The 17873-nt window shown below is 64.6% G+C and carries 19 protein-coding genes; 11 read left to right on the forward strand and 8 right to left on the reverse strand.

What is annotated here, in order from left to right; all coding sequences use genetic code 11:
* Nucleotides 1-2: 2 nt before the first annotated feature.
* Nucleotides 3-815, forward strand: coding sequence for an energy transducer TonB (locus GGD62_RS00235; protein WP_018319822.1), 813 nt, complete (start codon nucleotides 3-5; stop codon nucleotides 813-815).
* Here the strand turns inward: GGD62_RS00235 and GGD62_RS00240 are convergent.
* The 3 genes from GGD62_RS00240 to GGD62_RS00250 form a co-directional block, all read right to left on the reverse strand.
* Complete coding sequence (locus GGD62_RS00240) at nucleotides 803-1225, reverse strand: hypothetical protein (protein ID WP_092253054.1); 423 nt, start codon at nucleotides 1223-1225, stop codon at nucleotides 803-805. The genes GGD62_RS00235 and GGD62_RS00240 overlap by 13 nt on opposite strands.
* A gap of 64 nt (nucleotides 1226-1289) precedes the next feature.
* Complete coding sequence (locus GGD62_RS00245) at nucleotides 1290-1970, reverse strand: site-2 protease family protein (RefSeq protein ID WP_026202259.1); 681 nt, start codon at nucleotides 1968-1970, stop codon at nucleotides 1290-1292.
* Between the two features lie 75 nt (nucleotides 1971-2045).
* Nucleotides 2046-2909: a LysR family transcriptional regulator gene (locus GGD62_RS00250; protein ID WP_183706775.1), complete on the reverse strand. Its 864-nt coding sequence runs from the start codon at nucleotides 2907-2909 to the stop codon at nucleotides 2046-2048.
* Nucleotides 2910-2999: 90 nt separating this feature from the next.
* Between GGD62_RS00250 and GGD62_RS00255 the strand changes: the two genes are divergently transcribed.
* Nucleotides 3000-3911 carry a DMT family transporter gene (locus GGD62_RS00255; RefSeq protein WP_183706776.1) on the forward strand — a complete coding sequence of 304 codons (912 nt, stop codon included), beginning with the start codon at nucleotides 3000-3002 and terminating at the stop codon, nucleotides 3909-3911.
* 2 nt (nucleotides 3912-3913) lie between these two features.
* On the opposite strand, the gene GGD62_RS00260 is transcribed toward GGD62_RS00255, so the two are convergent.
* The 5 genes from GGD62_RS00260 to GGD62_RS00280 form a co-directional block, all read right to left on the reverse strand.
* A complete protein-coding gene (locus GGD62_RS00260) occupies nucleotides 3914-4306 on the reverse strand; it encodes a GFA family protein (RefSeq protein ID WP_183706777.1) in 393 nt (130 codons plus the stop codon).
* Nucleotides 4307-4313: 7 nt separating this feature from the next.
* Complete coding sequence (locus tag GGD62_RS00265; protein ID WP_179730836.1) at nucleotides 4314-5060, reverse strand: SDR family NAD(P)-dependent oxidoreductase; 747 nt, start codon at nucleotides 5058-5060, stop codon at nucleotides 4314-4316.
* A 17-nt stretch (nucleotides 5061-5077) separates the two neighbouring features.
* Nucleotides 5078-5809 carry an SDR family oxidoreductase gene (locus tag GGD62_RS00270; protein WP_183237262.1) on the reverse strand — a complete coding sequence of 244 codons (732 nt, stop codon included), beginning with the start codon at nucleotides 5807-5809 and terminating at the stop codon, nucleotides 5078-5080.
* A 135-nt stretch (nucleotides 5810-5944) separates the two neighbouring features.
* The gene (locus GGD62_RS00275) at nucleotides 5945-7774 is read right to left on the reverse strand and encodes an IlvD/Edd family dehydratase (RefSeq protein ID WP_018319830.1); all 1830 of its coding nucleotides are present in this window, start codon (nucleotides 7772-7774) and stop codon (nucleotides 5945-5947) included.
* A gap of 122 nt (nucleotides 7775-7896) precedes the next feature.
* Complete coding sequence (locus GGD62_RS00280) at nucleotides 7897-8997, reverse strand: LacI family DNA-binding transcriptional regulator (protein ID WP_092252602.1); 1101 nt, start codon at nucleotides 8995-8997, stop codon at nucleotides 7897-7899.
* Between the two features lie 202 nt (nucleotides 8998-9199).
* On the opposite strand from GGD62_RS00280, the gene GGD62_RS00285 reads away from it, so the two are divergent.
* From GGD62_RS00285 to GGD62_RS00325, 9 genes are all read left to right on the forward strand, one after another.
* Entirely contained in the window at nucleotides 9200-10267 is a 1068-nt protein-coding gene (locus tag GGD62_RS00285; RefSeq protein ID WP_091954325.1) for an ABC transporter ATP-binding protein, read from the forward strand.
* 46 nt (nucleotides 10268-10313) lie between these two features.
* A complete protein-coding gene (locus GGD62_RS00290; protein WP_018319833.1) occupies nucleotides 10314-11633 on the forward strand; it encodes an ABC transporter substrate-binding protein in 1320 nt (439 codons plus the stop codon).
* 100 nt (nucleotides 11634-11733) lie between these two features.
* The gene (locus tag GGD62_RS00295) at nucleotides 11734-12651 is read left to right on the forward strand and encodes an ABC transporter permease subunit (RefSeq protein WP_018319834.1); all 918 of its coding nucleotides are present in this window, start codon (nucleotides 11734-11736) and stop codon (nucleotides 12649-12651) included.
* Entirely contained in the window at nucleotides 12644-13579 is a 936-nt protein-coding gene (locus GGD62_RS00300) for a carbohydrate ABC transporter permease (RefSeq protein WP_018319835.1), read from the forward strand. The genes GGD62_RS00295 and GGD62_RS00300 overlap by 8 nt, the downstream gene beginning before the upstream one ends.
* Nucleotides 13580-13647: 68 nt before the next feature.
* Complete coding sequence (gene denD / locus GGD62_RS00305; RefSeq protein ID WP_018319836.1) at nucleotides 13648-14634, forward strand: D-erythronate dehydrogenase; 987 nt, start codon at nucleotides 13648-13650, stop codon at nucleotides 14632-14634.
* Nucleotides 14635-14658: 24 nt separating this feature from the next.
* Complete coding sequence (locus GGD62_RS00310) at nucleotides 14659-15633, forward strand: sugar kinase (protein WP_179730832.1); 975 nt, start codon at nucleotides 14659-14661, stop codon at nucleotides 15631-15633.
* Nucleotides 15634-15645: 12 nt separating this feature from the next.
* On the forward strand, nucleotides 15646-16296 hold the full coding sequence (eda, locus tag GGD62_RS00315; RefSeq protein WP_183706778.1) for a bifunctional 4-hydroxy-2-oxoglutarate aldolase/2-dehydro-3-deoxy-phosphogluconate aldolase: 651 nt from the start codon (nucleotides 15646-15648) through the stop codon (nucleotides 16294-16296).
* Nucleotides 16297-16357: 61 nt separating this feature from the next.
* A complete protein-coding gene (locus GGD62_RS00320; RefSeq protein WP_183706779.1) occupies nucleotides 16358-17527 on the forward strand; it encodes an acetyl-CoA acetyltransferase in 1170 nt (389 codons plus the stop codon).
* 123 nt (nucleotides 17528-17650) lie between these two features.
* Nucleotides 17651-17857 (forward strand): hypothetical protein, encoded by a 207-nt coding sequence (locus GGD62_RS00325; RefSeq protein ID WP_018319840.1) that lies wholly within the window; start codon nucleotides 17651-17653, stop codon nucleotides 17855-17857.
* The last annotated feature ends 16 nt before the right edge of the window (nucleotides 17858-17873 follow it).

A 17873-nucleotide genomic window follows, 5' to 3' on the forward strand; every position in this document is an offset into this window, starting at 1 on the left:
CTATGTCGGACGAACACAGACCATCCCGGAAGCTCTGGATCCTGGCGGCGGTGGCCGCGCTCGTGCTCCATCTGGGCGGTGCTGCGCTCGCGCTGGCTCATTTGCGTGCTGACGAGGACGGCGACGGCCTAGGTGCGAACGGTGCGGAATTCGCCGTGGAGATGGCATCGCCCAAGGCGCCCGAAACCGATCTGCCGCCCGGGCCCGACAGCGAAGCGATGCAGGAGCAGCAGGCGCTTCCCGAGCAAAAGGCCGAGACCAAGGAGACGGAGCTTCCAAAGGACCAGTCGCAGCAGGTCGAGGATCCCGATCGCGTCGTGACCGAGAACAACGCGAAGAAGCCGACGGAAGACGATCCGAAGATTCAGGCGGTCGAAACGCCGGCCGCCGAGGCCTCGCCGAAATCGGTTGCGACGGCACGGCAGACGCTCGAGGAGGACGCGCGCGAGGCCGAGAAGGCGCTGGCGCCTGTCATCGGCATCGGCAAGGACATCCTGAGGCTGACCGCCGACTGGAACCGCAAGATCAGCGCGCATTTGTCGCTGCACAAGATCAATCCGGAAGGCAAGCAGCCCAATAACCAGAAGGTCAAGGTGAGCTTCGCGATCAACCGGAAGGGCAACGTGCTGTCGGTGGATGTCGTGGAGTCATCCGGGGATTCAGCCTACGACGCGGCCGCGGTCTCGATTGTCCGCAAGTCCGATCCGATCCCGCAGCCGCCTGCCGGGCTGACCGAGGATCGGTTCGAGCGGACCGTCGATATCATCTTCACGCCGGCCGACGCGAAAAAGAAGAAGACGGCTCAGCGCCAGTAGAGCCGGATCCCGACATAGACGACGACGAGGCAGGCGAAGATCAGCGCCACCGGGAGCGGCCGTTTCTGGGTTCCAGCTGCCGCGCCAGCTCCGAAAAAGCTGGTCGTCTTTGGCTTCGGCGCCGGGCGGCGGAAAGCGGTAACATTGTCCGCCGCTGCTTCAGGCGGGCGAGGGCGGACGTCGGGTGCCGTTCCCGCGCCGCCCATCTCGGCATAATAGGCCTTGTAGATCGCACCGATGGTCGCCTCGGTGGCCTCGCCCTCGCTCATCTGCGCCAGCAGGTTCTGGTAGCTCGCCAGAAACTCCTGGGCCTCCGGTGGGAGCGCGGACGCCCCATTGAGCTTGGCCATCATCTTCCAGGTGGCAAAATCGGCGCGGGCGCGGGTGTCCGCGCGTCGCGCGATCAGCATATCGGCAGCTTTGACCAAGTCGGCCTCTGGCCCTTCGGCTTAAAGTTCGGGTGCGGTTGTTCAACTACGCATTGCCGGTCAGGAACAGAACAGCCTGAATCACATAACCGGTCAACGTTCGCAGTATTACTGAAATAACATCAAGATTTAGACCGAACTGGGAACCTGCAAGGGGCAGCAGGATCAACAGGCCGATCAGGATCAGCATCCCGAACGGCTCGAGCCGGGCCAGCGGCATGGCGAGCGGGCGCGGCAACAGCCCGACCGCGACGCGCCCGCCATCGAGCGGCGGGATCGGCATCATGTTGAAGACCGCGAGGATGGCGTTGATGATGAGCGCATTCTTGAGGTTGTCGGCGACCCATTTCGCCGAGCTTGCGGGGACAAGGGGCAGGGCGTGGAAGGCGAGGGCCACTGCAAGCGCCAGCAGGATGTTGGTGACAGGCCCGGCCAGCGCCACCCAGACCATGTCCAGCTTGGGGTTGTTCAGCTTGCGGAAGTTGACCGGCACCGGCTTGGCGTAGCCGAACAGGAACGGCGAGTGCGCGAACAGCAGCATCGCCGGTAGGATCAGGGTGCCGAACGGGTCAATATGCCTGATCGGGTTGAAGCTGACGCGGCCGAGCTGTGCGGCTGTGTTGTCGCCAAGCCGGTCGGCGACGAAGGCGTGCGCGGCCTCGTGGAAGGTGATGGCGAGCACCAGCGGCAGCACCCAGACGGAAAGGTCATAAAAGGAAATGTTCACGGCTCGTCCGTCCTGGTTTGCCTGCGCGCTTCGCAAAGCAGGCCGTATAGGGCCACAATCCTTCACGATCTAGCGTTATATGGCGCCCAATTCCGAAATTGCCCGTTGCAAATGATCCGCCAGGTGGGCGCCTGCGGTCGACAGGTCGTTCGCGCGGTGGAGGCGGATCTCCGCCGCCGGCAACGGCGGCATGCCGTCACGATCGGACAGCGCACGAAGGCTCGGCGGCAAGGTCCCGGCCTTTACCACCGTCACTGCGAGACCTTGAGCCGCGATCGTCTCGACCGCAGCGAGCGTCCGGCTGACATAGGCGAGACGCCAGGGCAGGTCCGCGGCGTCGAGCGCTTCCGCAGCCCACTGGCGAAACAGACAGCCCGGCGGGTAGAGCGCCATGGGAAGGGGACACTGCGCCGCGGTCCGATAGGATGGGGCGGCTGCCCAGACCGCCTGTTCGCGCCTCAATAACTCGCCATCGCCGCATCCTTGCGGATGCATGGCGATGACGAGGTCGTAGGCATCGCCGAGCCGCGCCGGCATCGTCGCGGTCAGTCCCGTCTCGATCTCGACCCGGACCAGAGGATGGTGCCTGGCAAAGCTCGCCAGCAGCGGCGGAATGACGATGGTGCCGTAATCGTCCATCACGCCGAGACGGACGACGGCGTCGGCCTTGCGTGCGCGGAGCGCCCCGACGGCCTCCGCGTTGAGTGCGAGAATGCGCCGCGCATAAGCGCGCAACTCTTCGCCCGTCGCGCTCGGCACGACGCCAGCCCTGGTGCGCTGAAACAGCTTGGTGCCAAGCCGCTCCTCCAGCCGCCTGATCTGGACGCTCACCGCCGATTGCGTGCGATTGAGCACATCGGCCGCGCGCGTGAACGAACGATGCTCGTCGACCGCGAGAAACGCCTTCAGCAGCTCGGGATCGAGATCGGGTGCGCTCATGACGAAAACTTATCCCAGCATTACGGAAATTCCATTCCCTGTTTCGGCGTGCCTCGTATGCTGCCTTCCGAAGTATCGACGGGAGGAAGCGTGGGCGAAATCTCCGGCGTTCTGGCGGCCGTGCTGTCGAGCGGTCTTGGCGGCACCTCGATCGGCGCCACGCGCTATCTCGTGAGCAACCTCGATCCGCTGGCGATCGGTTCGTTCCGCTTCGGCATCGGCTTTCTCCTGCTGCTGCCACTGACGCTGCTGCGCGCAGATCGCTGGCCACTGCGAGCGGACTGGGCCGCCGCAATCGGGCTCGGCATGCTGTTCTTCGCTTTGTTTCCGATCCTGTTCAATGCATCGTTGATCTTCACGACTGCCGCGCGCGGGGCGCTCGCCTTATCCACGCTGCCGCTGTTGTCCCTCGTGATCGGCGCCGCGCTCGGTGCCGAAGCGCTGACCTGGCGCAAATCGATCGGCGTGGTGATTGCGACATTGGGTGTTGCTGTAGCGCTTCTCTCCGACCTGACCTCGGCACCGCCGGGCGCCTGGCGCGGTGACCTCCTGATGATGGCGGCCGCACTGTGCATGGCACTGTATGGTATCTGGTCGAAGCCACTGATCCGGCGCTCCAGCCCGATCGCCTTCACCACCATGAGCATGGCGGCGGGCGCTGCCTGCCTCATCCTGCTCTCCTGGATCCGCGGTAGCTTTGCGCCGGTCGCGGGCTTCGGTGCACCGCAATGGCTGGCGGCTCTCTATCTCGGTGCATTCGGCGCGGCGCTGACCTTCTATCTCTGGGCTTTCGCGCTGGAGCGGACGACGCCGACGCGTGTCGCGATCTCGGTGACGGTCAACCCGATCACGGCGTCGCTGGTCGGCGCTTGGCTGCTGAACGAGCCGTTGCGCTGGAATCTGGCGGCCGGCATCGTCGCGGTGTTTGGCGGGATCTGGATCGCGACGACAACGGGCCGGCGGGCGCCGGCGGCAAGCGCGTCTGCGTCAGGCCAAGCCTGACATCACGCCGGGATCGTTCCCGGATATTGCACCAGGCCGTCGTCGAGCTTGAGCCAGGCGGGCTTTTCCGAGACCCAGATGTGCTCGGTCGGCGTGAAGGCATTGCGATCGTCGAAAACGGAGAGGGACACGCCCGCCAGCGTGCCGTTGCGCCGCCAGGCGAACAGGCGGGTGCCGCAGCGTTTGCAGAACACGCGGTCGATCGCCTCGGACGATGCATAACGCTCGGTCTCGCCTTCGACGCTCAGCGCGCCCTGGTCGAACTGCGCGCGGGCGAAGAAGGGCGAGCCCATCGCCTTCTGACAGTTGCGGCAATGGCAGACGCGAACGTTGAGCGGCTCGCCCTCCGCCTTGAACCGGACCGCGCCGCACAGGCATCCGCCTTCCCGGATCATGCTGCCCTCAATAGGTTGCGCGTCCGCCCGAGATGTCGAACACCGCGCCGGTCGAGAAGGCGCAGTCCTCGGACGCGAGCCAGGCCACCATCGCGGCGAGCTCTTCGACCAGCACGAAGCGTCCCTTTGGAATTTTCGACAGCATGAAGTCGATATGCTGCTGCGTCATCTGGTCGAAGATCGCGGTCTTGGCCGCGGCCGGCGTCACAGCATTGACGAGGATGTCATGCGCGGCGAGCTCCTTGCCAAGCGACTTTGTCAGCGCGATCAGGCCGGCCTTGGACGCCGAATAGTGCGAGGCGTTCGGGTTGCCTTCCTTGCCGGCGATCGAGGCGATGTTCACGATGCGCCCGTATTTCTGCTTGAGCATCGCAGGCACGATGGCCTTGCAGACGATGAAGGGACCGTCGAGGTTGATGCGCAGCACCTTGCGCCATTCATCGAGGTCGGTTTCCCAGACCGGCTTGTTGACGCCGGCGATGCCGGCATTGTTGACGAGGATGTCGATCTTGCCGAACGCGGCGAGCGTCGCATCGCGCGCCTGCTCGACGGCCGCGGTGTCGGTGACATCGACCTTGAAGACCTTGGTCTCGCCGCCGATCTCTTTCGCCGTCTTCTCGGCCAGCACGGAATCAAAATCCCAGATCGCGACCTTGGCGCCGGAGGCGGTGAGGCGCTCGGTGATGGCGCGGCCAAAGCCCTGCGCGCCGCCGGTGACGATGGCGACGCGGCCGTTGAGGTCGATCTTGTTCATGCCGGGTGCCTCTGGGATCAGAGCATGTAGCCGCCGTCGACGACGAGGTCGACGCCGGTGGTGAAGGCGCTCTCGTCGCTGCCGAGATAGACCGCCATGGATGCGATCTCCTCGGCGGTGCCGAGCCGGCCCATCTTCTGGCGGGAGATGAACATCTCCTTGCCTTGCGGTCCCTGCGCGGCGGCGCGGTCGAGCATCGAGGGCGTCTCGACGGTGCCGGGGCAGATCGAGTTGCAGCGGATGCCCTTGGTGATGAAATCGAGCGCGACCGCACGCGATAGCAGCGACACCGCCGCCTTCGAGGAGCTGTAGACGTAGCGGTTCGCCGGCGGCCTCAAGGCCGCGCAGGAGGAGATGTTGACGATGCTGCCGCCGCCGCCCGCGATCATGTCGGGCAGGAAGGCCCTGATGGTCCGGTGCATCGACTTGACGTTGAGGTCGAACGAGAAATCGAAATCCTCTTCCGAGCATTCCAGGATGGTGCCGTGGTGCACGAAGCCGGCCGCGTTGAGCAGGATGTCGATGTTGCCGATACGCTTGGCGAAGGCGTTGACGTCGGCGGTGTTGCGGACGTCGAGCTTTGCGACCTCGGCGATGCCTTCCTTGGTCAGGCCGGCGATGCCGGCTTCATTGATGTCGGTGGCGATGACGGTTGCGCCTTCACGCGCGAATGCGAGGGCGCATGCGCGCCCGATGCCGGCGGCTGCAGCCGTGACGACGGCGCGTTTGCCCTTGAGGCGGTCTGCCATTTTCTTGTTCTCCTCGATTTCCTCATTGCCGTGACGCCGTAGCCCGGATGGAGCGCCAGCGTAATCCGGGATCCTGCGCTCGCGGATGGTGAACCCGGATTTCGCTACGCTCCATCCGGGCTATGGGTGCCCAGTTCAGTGATTATCCCGCGCCACACCAAAGGTGCCGGCGACGTTCTGGTAGCGCGTGGCGAGCTCCATGCATGCGCCGGTCGATTGCTGGCCGACGGTGTTGCGATAGATCTCCTGCCACGGCGTCTGGTTCTGCGGATGCTTGAAGCCGCCATTGGCCTTGAGCTCGGCGTGACGCTTCTTCAGCTCCTCGTCCGAGATCAGGATGTTGGCGCTGCCCTTGTTGAGGTCGACGCGGACCTTGTCGCCGGTCTTGAGGACCGCAAGCCCGCCATTGGCGGCAGCTTCCGGCGAGGCGTTCAGGATCGAGGGCGAGCCCGAGGTGCCGGACTGGCGGCCGTCGCCGATGCAGGGCAGGGACAGGATACCGCGTTTGATCAGCGCTGCCGGGGGCTGCATGTTCACGACCTCGGCACCACCAGGATAGCCGATCGGCCCGGTGCCGCGGATGAACAGCACGCAGTGCTCGTCGATGTCGAGCGAGGCGTCGTCGATCCGCTCGTGATAGTCCTCCGGACCCTCGAACACGATGGCGCGGCCCTCGAATGCGTTGGGGTCTTTCGGATTGCTGAGATAGCGATCGCGGAATTCCTTGGAGATCACTGAGGTCTTCATGATCGCGGAATCGAACAGATTGCCCTTCAGCACCAGGAAGCCGGCGTCCTTCACCAGCGGCTTGTCGTAGGCCCAGATCACGTCGTTGTCGGGGACCGGCGCGTCCTTGCAGTTCTCGCCGATGCCGCGGCCGTTGACGGTGACGGCGTCCTCATGGATGCGCTTGTGCTTCATCAATTCGCGCACCACGGCAGGCACGCCGCCGGCGCGGTGGAATTCCTCGCCGAGATAGAAGCCGGCGGGCTGCATGTTGACCAGCAGCGGCACGTCGTGGCCGACCTTCTGCCAGTCCTCGATGGTGAGCTCGACGCCGATGTGGCGGGCCAGCGCGTTGATGTGGATCGGCGCGTTGGTCGAGCCGCCGATCGCCGAATTGATCACGATGCAGTTCTCGAACGCCTTGCGGGTCAGGATGTCCGAGGGCTTGAGGTCTTCCCAGACCATCTCGACGGCGCGCTTACCGGTCTCGTAGGCGATCTGGCCGCGCTCGCGGTAGGGCGCGGGGATCGCCGCGCAGCCCGGCAGCGAGAAGCCGAGCGCTTCGGCAAGACCGTTCATGGTCGAGGCGGTGCCCATGGTGTTGCAATGGCCGACCGAGGGTGCCGACGAGGCCACGATCTCCATGAACTCTTCATAGTCGATCTCGCCCGCGGCGAGCCGCTCGCGCGACTTCCAGACGATGGTGCCCGAACCGGTGCGCTCGCCGGCATGCCAGCCGTTGAGCATCGGGCCGCCCGACAGCACGATCGCGGGCAGGTTGACGGTCGCAGCCGCCATCATGCAGGCCGGCGTAGTCTTGTCGCAGCCGGTGGTGAGCACGACGCCGTCGAGCGGATAGCCGTAGAGGATCTCGACCAGGCCGAGATAGGCGAGGTTGCGGTCGAGCGCGGCGGTCGGGCGCTTGCCGGTCTCCTGGATCGGATGGGTCGGGAATTCCATCGCGATGCCGCCGGCCTCGCGGATGCCCTCGCGGACGCGATGGGCAAGCTCGATATGGTGGCGGTTGCAGGGAGAGAGGTCGTTGCCGGTCTGGGCGATGCCGATGATCGGCTTGCCGGACTGAAGCTCGGCACGGGTGAGGCCGTAATTGAGGTAGCGCTCCATGTAGAGCGCCGTCATGCCCGGATTATGCGGGTTGTTGAACCATTCCTGGGAACGAAGGTGGCGTCGGGAGCCGTTGCCGGCGGGCGCATGCCCATTGGTCGGTTTTTTTGTCATTGGTTTCTCCTGCAATGCAAACGCACTGGCGTCCGTCCTAGGGTGTCGGCTTGTGCGATGCCCAACGGCGCGAATGACCGATCGCTGGCCCGCTGGCGGGTCGTTTCCTCACAAATGCGATACTAGTCATGGCTACTTGGTAACGCTACCATTTTGTTCGCCGTGCCCACGCCTGAGACAGTCGGCCGGCTGTCTGAATGGCGCGGCGACGAGCTTTGCCGCTCGATCACCCGAAAGCCGAGATCGAGCACTGGCTGCTCCGGGCGCCGTCCGTCGATCGCCTCGATCAGCATGGTGGCGGCCGTTTTGCCCATCTCGTAGCGGTTGGTGCGCACGCTGGTAAGGGTGGGGACGGCGGAGGCCATGAATTCGAGGTCGTTGAAGCCGACGATCGCGATCTGCTCGGGGACAGCGATCTCCCGGCGCCGGCATTCGAACAGCACGCCGAGCGCAAGGTCGTCATTGGCGCAGAACACCGCATCGAGATTCGGCTCGCGCGCCAGGAGATCGGTGAACAGCGCGCCGCCCAGCGTCACCGAGGTCGGTGTCGCCGTGGTGACGACGAGGCGCTGCTCGAACAGTGCGGCATCCTTCATCGCCGAGACATATCCGTCCAGCCGCCGCTGCACCCGCGGGTCCATGCGCGCACCGACGAAGCCGATCTTGCGGCGGCCCTGCTCGAACAGGTGCGCAACCGCTGCGCGGGCTGCATCATAGTGCGAAAAGCCAATCATCATGTCGACCGGGTCGGGGCCGATCTCCATGATCTGCACGATCGGGCAATCGGCGGCCTCCAGCATGGCGCGCGATTCCGTGGTCTGGTCGATGCCGGTGACGATCAGCCCGGCCGGCTTCTGCGCCAGAAACAGTCGCAGCAGCTTCTCTTCCTGGAGGATGCTGTAGCGCGTGTTGGACAGCTGGATCGAGTAACGGCTGCCTTCGGACGCGTCGTAGATGCCGCGCAGCACGTCCGAGAACACGTTGTTGGTGAGGGAGGGGATCAAGACACCGATCACCTCGGTGCGTTGCGAGGCCAGCGCGCGGGCCGCAAGGTTCGGCACATAGCCGAGCTCCTTGGCGGCGCTCTCGACCCGTGTCCGCTTGGCAACCGAGAGGGCCTCCGGATTACGGAAGAAGCGGGACGCCGTAATCGGGCTGACGCCGGCAAGCTCGGCGACTTCCGCCAGCCGGATCTTGCCTGACTTGGTGCGTTTTCGACCCATTTGCTGCTCTTAACACAGTCAGTCCCGCAAACAAAGGAACGTTGACAGCGCTACCAGCAACGACTAACCAAAGACAAATTGCCAAAACCGCACAAACTGCCGACAATGTTGCCCGCTAAGATCGGGCCGAGTTCGGTGAAGTCTGAAAAAACAAGACGGTCGCGGCGCTAGAGGCGCTGTGGACTTTCGAGGAGGGAGCTAGATGTCGTCTGTGCAAATCCGCGACGTGCGGAAATCGTTCGGCAATTTTGAAGTTCTGCACGGCGTGACTGTACCGATTGAGGACGGCCAGTTCGTCGTTCTGGTCGGCCCCTCCGGCTGCGGCAAGTCGACGCTTCTGCGCATGCTCGCCGGTCTCGAGAACATCACCTCCGGCACGATCTCGATCGGCGACCGCGTCGTCAACAATGTCCAGCCCAAGGAGCGGGACATTGCGATGGTATTCCAGAACTACGCGCTCTATCCGCACATGACGGTCGCCGACAACATGGGCTTCTCGCTGAAGCTGCGGAATGCGGGTGCCGACGAGATCAACAAGCGCGTCAAGCGCGCCGCCGAGATCCTCGCGCTGTCGCCGCTGCTCGATCGCTATCCGCGCCAGCTCTCCGGCGGCCAGCGCCAGCGCGTCGCGATGGGCCGCGCCATCGTGCGCGACCCGCAGGTCTTCCTGTTCGACGAGCCCTTGTCCAACCTCGACGCCAAGCTGCGCGTCGCCATGCGCACCGAGATCAAGGAGCTGCACCAGCGGCTGAAGACGACGACCGTCTACGTCACCCACGACCAGATCGAAGCCATGACCATGGCCGACAAGATCGTCGTCATGCATGACGGCATCGTCGAGCAGATGGGCACGCCGCTCGAGCTCTATGACAAGCCCGACAACCAGTTCGTCGCCGGCTTCATCGGCTCGCCCGCGATGAACTTCCTGAAGGGGCATGTGCGCGTCAACGGCGTTGCGACCTTCGAGGGACCGAACGGCGTCAAGCTGCCGCTCAAGACCGCGCCCGCGGCGTCCGACGGCCGTCCCGCAGTCTACGGCGTGCGGCCCGAACATTTCACCATTGCCGACGACGGCGCCGAAGCCGAGATCATCGTGGTCGAGCCGACCGGCTCGGAGACGCAGGTGTTTGCCAAGATCGGCGGCGAGCAGGTCGTCGCGGTCTTCCGCGAACGCCACCAGTTCAACCCGGGCGACAAGGTCCGGCTGAAGCCGGACCCGTCACTGGTGCATCTGTTCGACGAGGCGACGGGAAAGCGCCTGAACGCGTAGCGTAAGTTTAAGTCAAGACAATAAAAAGCATCACAGGGAGGACGACATGCAAGACTTTACCCGCCGGACTCTGCTTCAAGGCGGAACGGCACTGGCTGCGACCGGCATGCTGACCGGGCCGGCACTGTTCGATTTCGCCAAGGCCTGGGCGCAGAGCGCGCCCTGGAAGGCGGAGCCTGGCGCCAAGCTGACCGTGATGCGGTGGAAGCGCTTCGTGCCGGCTGAGGACGATGCGTTCAACGCGATGGTCGCGGCGTTCAAGGCTGCCACCGGCACCGAGATGAACGTGTTCAGCGAATCCTTCGAGGACGTGCAGCCGAAGGCTTCGGTTGCGGCCAATACCGGCTCCGGGCTCGATCTCGCCTGGGGCCTGCACACGCTGCCGCAGCTGTTCCCCACCAAAGTGCTGAAGATGAACGACGTCGCCGATTATCTCGGCAAGAAATACGGCGGCTGGACCGATGCGGCCGCCAAGACCTGCAAGCAGGGCAACGACTGGCTCGGTATTCCCGTCGCCACCAACGGCGGTTACATGACGTACCGCAAGTCGGCGCTCGACAAGGCGGGGTTCAAGGAATTCCCGAAGGACTTCCCCAGCTTCCTCGAGATGTGCAAGGCGCTGAAGGCGAACAACACGCCGGCCGGCTTCGCTCTCGGGCACGCCTCGGGCGACGGCAATTCGTGGCTGCACTGGGTGCTGTGGGGCCACGGCGCCTACACGGTCGACCAGAACGACAAGATCATCATCAATTCGCCGGAGACGGCAAAGGCGCTTGAATATTGCAAGTCGCTGTACGATGCCTTCATCCCGGGCACCGCGTCCTGGAACGATTCCTCCAACAACAAGGCGTTCCTCGCCGGCGAGCTCTATTGCACGGCGAACGGCATCTCGATCTACGTCGCCGCCAAGACCGATGCGAGCAAGAAGGAGCTCGCCGAGGACACCTATCACGCGCTCTGGCCGGTCGGACCGGTCGGCAAGCCGACCGAGCTGCAGCTTGCGCTGCCGATCCTCGCCTTCAACTTCACCAAATATCCGAACGCGGCGAAGGCCTTCGTCGCCTTCATGCTGGAGAAGGAGAACTACGAGAAGTGGCTGGACGGCGCGCAGGGCTATCTGACGCAGACCTTGAACGCTTATGAGTCGGCGCCGATCTGGACGGCGGATCCCAAGAATGCCGTGTTCTCGCAGGCCTCCAAGCGCACTTTGCCGGCGGCCGGTATCGGTTCGGTCGGCGAAAAGGCGGCGACGGCCATCGCCGACTTCATCGTCGTCGACATGTTCGCCAACTACTGCACCGGCACCAAGGATGCGAAGGGCGCGATGGCGGAAGCCGAGCGCCAGCTGAAGCGCATCTACCGCTGAGCGTCACGGGGCGGGCGGCCATTCGGCCGCCCGCTCGTCAACATTTCGATCAGGGATATCGGGCATGGCTGATGTCGCAATTCCCCGGGCCAAGCCTCAGATGAGCGAGGACAGCGCCTGGACCCAGCTCAAACACAATCGCAACTGGCTCGGCTTCTGGTTCATGGTGCCGGCCATGGCCTTCCTGATCTTTTTCCTGGCTTATCCGCTGGGCCTAGGCATCTGGTTGTCCTTCACCGACACCCGCATCGGCAGGGTCGGGCATTTCGTCGCCACCGAGAACTATGAGTGGCTGTGGGACGATTCCATCTTCTGGCTGTCGGTGTTCAACACGCTGCTCTACACCTTCGTCGCCAGCGCCCTCAAATTCGCGATCGGGCTTTATCTCGCGTTGCTGCTGAACGAGAACATGCCGTTCAAGGCGATGCTGCGCGCGATGGTCCTGATCCCCTTCATCGTGCCGACGGTGCTCTCGGCGCTGGCGTTCTGGTGGATCTTCGATTCGCAATTCTCCATCATCTCCTGGTCGCTGAGGCATCTCGGCCTGATCGACCAGAACATCAACTTCCTCGGCGACACGACCTGGGCACGCATTTGCGTGATATTCGCCAATATCTGGCGCGGCGTGCCGTTCGTCGCGATCACGCTGCTGGCCGGCCTGCAGACGGTGTCGCCCTCGCTCTATGAAGCCGCAACGCTCGACGGCGCCACGCGCTGGCAGAATTTCCGCTTCATCACCTATCCGCTGCTGACGCCGATCATCGCCGTCGTGATGACCTTCTCGGTGCTGTTCACCTTCACCGACTTCCAGCTGATCTGGGCGATGACGCGCGGCGGACCGGTCAACGCCACCCATCTGATGGCGACGCTGTCCTACCAGCGCGCGATCATCGCCGGGCAGCTGGGCGAGGGTGCCGCGATCTCGAGCGCCATGATCCCGTTCCTGCTCGCCGCAATCATGGTGTCGTGGTTCGGCCTCCAGCGCAGGAAATGGCAGCAGGGAGAGAACAATGACTGATCTGCCCACCAGGTCCGTTGATCTCAAGGCCGTGCTATCGGGATCCTCTCCGACGGTGGCGAAGGACGATCACAGCGAGGGCATGAGCTATCTGCAGTCGGTGCCGCGCCGGATGGTGACGCTGTACCTGCCGCTCGCGATCATCGTCATCGTTCTGCTGTTCCCGTTCTACTGGATGGCGCTGACCTCGGTGAAGCCGGACGAGCAATTGCTCGATCTCGACAGGTACAACCCGTTCTGGACCTGGAATCCGACCTTCAAGCATTTCCACAAGCTGCTGTTCGAGAGCTACTACCCGTACTGGCTCTGGAACACGATGTACGTGGCCGTCTGCGCGACGGTGCTTTCGATCATCGCGTCGGTGCTGGCTGCCTACGCCATCGTGCGCTTGCGCTACAAGGGCGCCAATCTCGTCGGCGGGCTGATCTTCCTTGCTTATCTGGTGCCGCCGTCGATCCTGTTCATCCCGCTCGCCACCGTCGTGTTCCAGTACGGGCTGTTCGACTCGCCGCTGGCGTTGATCCTGACCTATCCGACCATCCTGATCCCGTTCTCGACCTGGCTGCTGATGGGCTATTTCAAGACCATCCCGTTCGAGCTCGAGGAATGCGCGTTGATCGACGGGGCGAGCCGCTGGCAGATCCTGGTCAAGATCGTTCTGCCGCTCGCAATCCCCGGCCTGATCTCGGCCTTCATCTTCTGCTTCACGCTATGCTGGAACGAGTTCATCTACGCGTTGACCTTCCTGCAGTCGACCAGCAACAAGACGGTGCCGGTCGCGATCGTCAACGAGTTCGTGGACGGTGACATCTACCGCTGGGGTTCGCTGATGGCCGGAGCCTTGGCCGGCTCGCTGCCGCTCGTCATCCTTTACGCCTTCTTCGTGGAGCATTATGTGTCCGCGATGACCGGCGCCGTGAAGGAATAATCGCGGAGTCTGCCACGGGAGCGCGCCGGAGGCTGCGCGCTCCGGCCAATAACCAAGGAGTTAAGCTCTTGCACGTTCTGGTTCTGGGCGCCGCCGGCATGGTCGGCCGCAAATTGTGTGAACGGCTGTTGCGTGACGGCCGGCTCGGCAAGAGCGACATCACCAAGCTCACCATGCATGACGTGGTCGAGCCGAAGAAGCCCGAGAAGGCTGGTTTCCCCGTCGAGACGGTGTCGGGCGATTTCGCCGTGCCGGGCGCTGCCGAAAAGCTGATCGCCGGCCGCCCGGACGTGATCTTCCATCTCGCCGCGATCGTCTCGGGCGAGGCCGAGCTCGATTTCGACAAGGGTTACCGCATCAATCTCGATGGCACGCGAATGCTGCTCGATGCCATTCGGTTGGTCGGTGGCGGCTACAAGCCGCGCGTGGTGTTCACGTCCTCGATCGCGGTGTTCGGCGCGCCGTTCCCGGATGCGATCGGCGACGAGTTCTTCCACACCCCGCTGCTCAGCTACGGCGCCCAGAAGGCGATCGGCGAATTGCTGCTGGCCGACTATTCGCGCCGCGGCTTCCTCGACGGCATCGGCATCCGGCTGCCGACCATCTGCATCCGGCCCGGCCTGCCCAACAAGGCGGCATCGGGCTTCTTCTCCAACATCCTGCGCGAGCCGCTGGCCGGCAAGGAAGCGGTGCTCCCGGTTTCCGAGGATGTCCGCCACTGGCACGCCACGCCGCGCTCGGCGGTCGGATTCCTGCTGCACGCCGGCACCATGGATCTCGCCGCGGTGGGCCCGCGCCGCAATTTGACCATGCCGGGCCTGTCGGCGACGGTCGGCGAGCAGATCGCTGCCCTGAAGCGGGTTGCGGGCGAGAAGGTCGCCGCGCGCATCAAGCGCGAGCCCGATCCCTTCATCGTCGGCATCGTCGGCGGCTGGCCGCGCAATTTCAATGCGAAGCGGTCGCTCGAGCTCGGCTTCACCACTGCCGAGAAGACCTTCGACGACATCATCCGCATTCACATCGAAGACGAGCTCGGCGGCAACTTCGTCGCATGATCTCCGACTGAGCGGGCCCTGGTGATGGCGAGCGTTGCTTGCATCGGCGAATGCATGGTCGAGCTCAGGCAGGCGCAAGGCGGCGCGTCTGCCGGGCAAGGGCAGGGCGGCGGGTTGTATTCGCGCGGCTTCGGCGGTGACACCCTCAACACCGCCGTCTATCTGGCGCGGCTCGAGGTCAAGGTCGATTATTTCACCGCGCTCGGCGATGACGGCCTCAGCGACGAGATGATCGCGGCCTGGAACGCGGAGAATGTCGGCACAAGGCGCGTCGCGCGGCTGGCCGGCAAGCTGCCCGGCCTCTACATGATCCAGCTGGATGCGAAGGGCGAGCGCCAGTTCTTTCACTGGCGCGACAGCGCGGCGGCGCGGCAGCTGATGAGCCTGCCAGAGACCGATGAGCTCCTCAACTCGCTGATGAGCTACGACATCGTCTATCTCTCCGCGATCACGCTCTCGATCTACGATGCGCCCGGCCGCGAGCGCCTGTTCGCGGCAATCAAGCGCGCACGCCTGCTCGGCACCCGCTTCGTGTTCGACACCAATTTTCGCGCGCGGGGGTGGCCGGACCGCGACGTCGCGCGCGAGGTTTTTGCGGCTGCTTTCACCGCCGCCGACATCGTGCTGACCTCCACCGAGGATCTGCTCGCGCTCTATCCCGGCGAGAGCAACGATCAGCTGATGGCACGTATCCCGACGCCCGAGCTGGTGTTCCGGCTCGCCGAGCCCGTGAGCCTGCTGCGCTTCCCCGGCGGAACGAGCGAGGTCCGTGCCGAACCCATGACCAAGCCCGTCGTCGACACCACGGCGGCCGGAGACAGCTTTGCCGCGGCCTATATCGCGGCCCGGCTCGCCGGTTCCGATCCGGTCGAGGCCGCTCAGGCTGGGCATCGCCTCGCCAGCCTCGTGATCTGCTATTCCGGCGCCATTATTCCGGGCTATGCCATGCCGCCGAAGAAACGACACCGGCCGGCGACCTCCCGCCAGGCGACCAAGTAAAGATCGAGACCTATGACCACGACTGCCCAACAGAACCATCTCGCCGCGCTGTTCAAGGCGGCGACCGTCATTCCCGTGCTCACCATCGAGCGTATCCAGGATGCCGTGCCGCTGGCGCGCGCGCTGGTTGCCGGCGGCGTCCGCACGCTGGAGGTGACGATGCGCACCCCGGTTGCGATCGAGGCGGCGAGGGCGATGATGGCCGAAGTCCCGGAGGCCGTCGTCGGCATCGGCACGATCCTCAATCCGGCCGACTTCACCCGTGTCGAGAAGCTCGGCGTCGCCTTCGGCATCAGCCCCGGCCTGACCCCCGATCTCCTGAGGGCCGCAGCCCATAGCTCTCTGCCGTTCGCGCCGGGCATCGCCACGGCGTCCGAACTGATGCTGGCGCTTTCGCACGGCCTCGACGTTGCAAAATTCTTCCCGGCCGAGCAAGCCGGCGGCATCAAGGGCCTGCGTTCGCTCGCCGGCCCGTTCCCGAACGTGCGGTTCTGCCCGACGGGCGGCATCGGTGAGGCCAATGCGGCGAGCTGGCTCGCCGAGCCCAACGTGGTCGCAGTCGGCGGTTCCTGGCTGTGCCCGACGGCCGAGATCAAGTCCGGGAACTGGGCTGGCATAACTGCCATCTGCCAGCGCACCCTCAAGGCCCTGAAACCCGCGTGAAGTCTTGCCATCCCTGCGCTAAGACTTAGCTCAGGAAGAGAGACCCCAGGGAGACATGACCATGACCGCCAGCATCGTCGGATGGGCGCATACGCCGTTCGGCAAGTTCGACACCGAAACCGTCGAAAGCCTCGTCACCCGCGTCGCCAATGAGGCGATGGCCGATGCCGGCATTTCGGCCGGCGATGTCGACGAGATCGTGCTCGGCCATTTCAATGCCGGCTTCTCGGCGCAGGATTTTACCGCCTCGCTGGTGCTCCAGGCCGACCCGAAGCTGCGCTTCAAGCCGGCGACCCGGGTCGAGAACGCCTGCGCCACCGGTTCTGCCGCCGTGCACCAGGGCCTGCGCGCGATTGCCGCAGGCGCCGCCAAGATCGTCCTGGTCGTCGGCGTCGAGCAGATGACCCGCACCCCGGGGCCCGAGATCGGCAAGAACCTGCTGAAGGCCTCCTACCTGCCCGAGGACGGTGACACCGTCGGCGGCTTTGCCGGCGTGTTCGGCAAGATCGCCAGCTCCTACTTCCAGAAATACGGCGACCAGTCCGACGCGCTGGCGCTGATCGCGGCCAAGAACCACAAGAACGGCGTCGCCAATCCCTTCGCCCAGATGCGCAAGGATTTCGGCTTCGACTTCTGCCGCGCCGAGAGCGAGAAGAACCCCTACGTCGCCGGCCCCCTGAAGCGCACCGATTGCTCGTTGGTCTCCGACGGCGCCGCCGCGCTGGTGCTGGCCGACGCCGAGACCGCCAAGGGCATGGCCAAGTCGATCGGCTTCCGCGCCACCGCGCACGCCCAGGATTTCCTGCCCATGAGCAAGCGCGACATCCTCCAGTTCGAGGGCTGCACCGTCGCCTGGCAGCGTGCGCTGGAGAAGGCGGGGGTCACGCTGTCCGATCTCTCCTTCGTCGAGACCCATGACTGCTTCACCGTGGCCGAGCTGATCGAATACGAAGCGATGGGCCTGACGCCGCGGGGGCAGGGCGCCCGCGCCATCAAGGAAGGCTGGACGCTGAAGGACGGCAAGCTGCCGGTCAATCCGTCCGGCGGCCTCAAGGCCAAGGGCCATCCGATCGGCGCCACCGGCGTCTCCATGCACGTGATGACCGCGATGCAGCTCGCAGGCCAGGCGCCCGAGGGCATGCAGCTCAAGAACGCCAAGCTCGGCGGCATCTTCAACATGGGCGGCGCCGCTGTCGCCAACTACGTCTCGGTGCTGGAGCCGCTGAAGTAGGCTCTCGTAGGGTGGGCAAAGGCGCGAAGGCGCCGTGCCCACCATCTTCCTTGCGTTAGATCATGGTGGGCCCGCTTCGCCTGGCCCACCCTATGGCTCCTGATTGATTGGCGGAAGAGCATCATGAGCACTGACTACGAAGACTCGCTGTCGATGGACGCACTCAACGGTCGGATTGCGATCCTCGAGGACAATATAAGGCAGCTCATCGAGCAGGCCGCGGCCGCCTCAGGCGAGCAGAACGAGTCACGCATCGCCGACCGGATCAACCAGCAGAACGAAGAGCTCGACCGGCTCCTCAAGATCCGCGAATCCCGCCAGAAGAAATAGCCGCCGATATCACCGC

Source organism: Bradyrhizobium sp. ERR14, assembly GCF_014198235.1.
Taxonomy (GTDB): domain Bacteria; phylum Pseudomonadota; class Alphaproteobacteria; order Rhizobiales; family Xanthobacteraceae; genus Bradyrhizobium.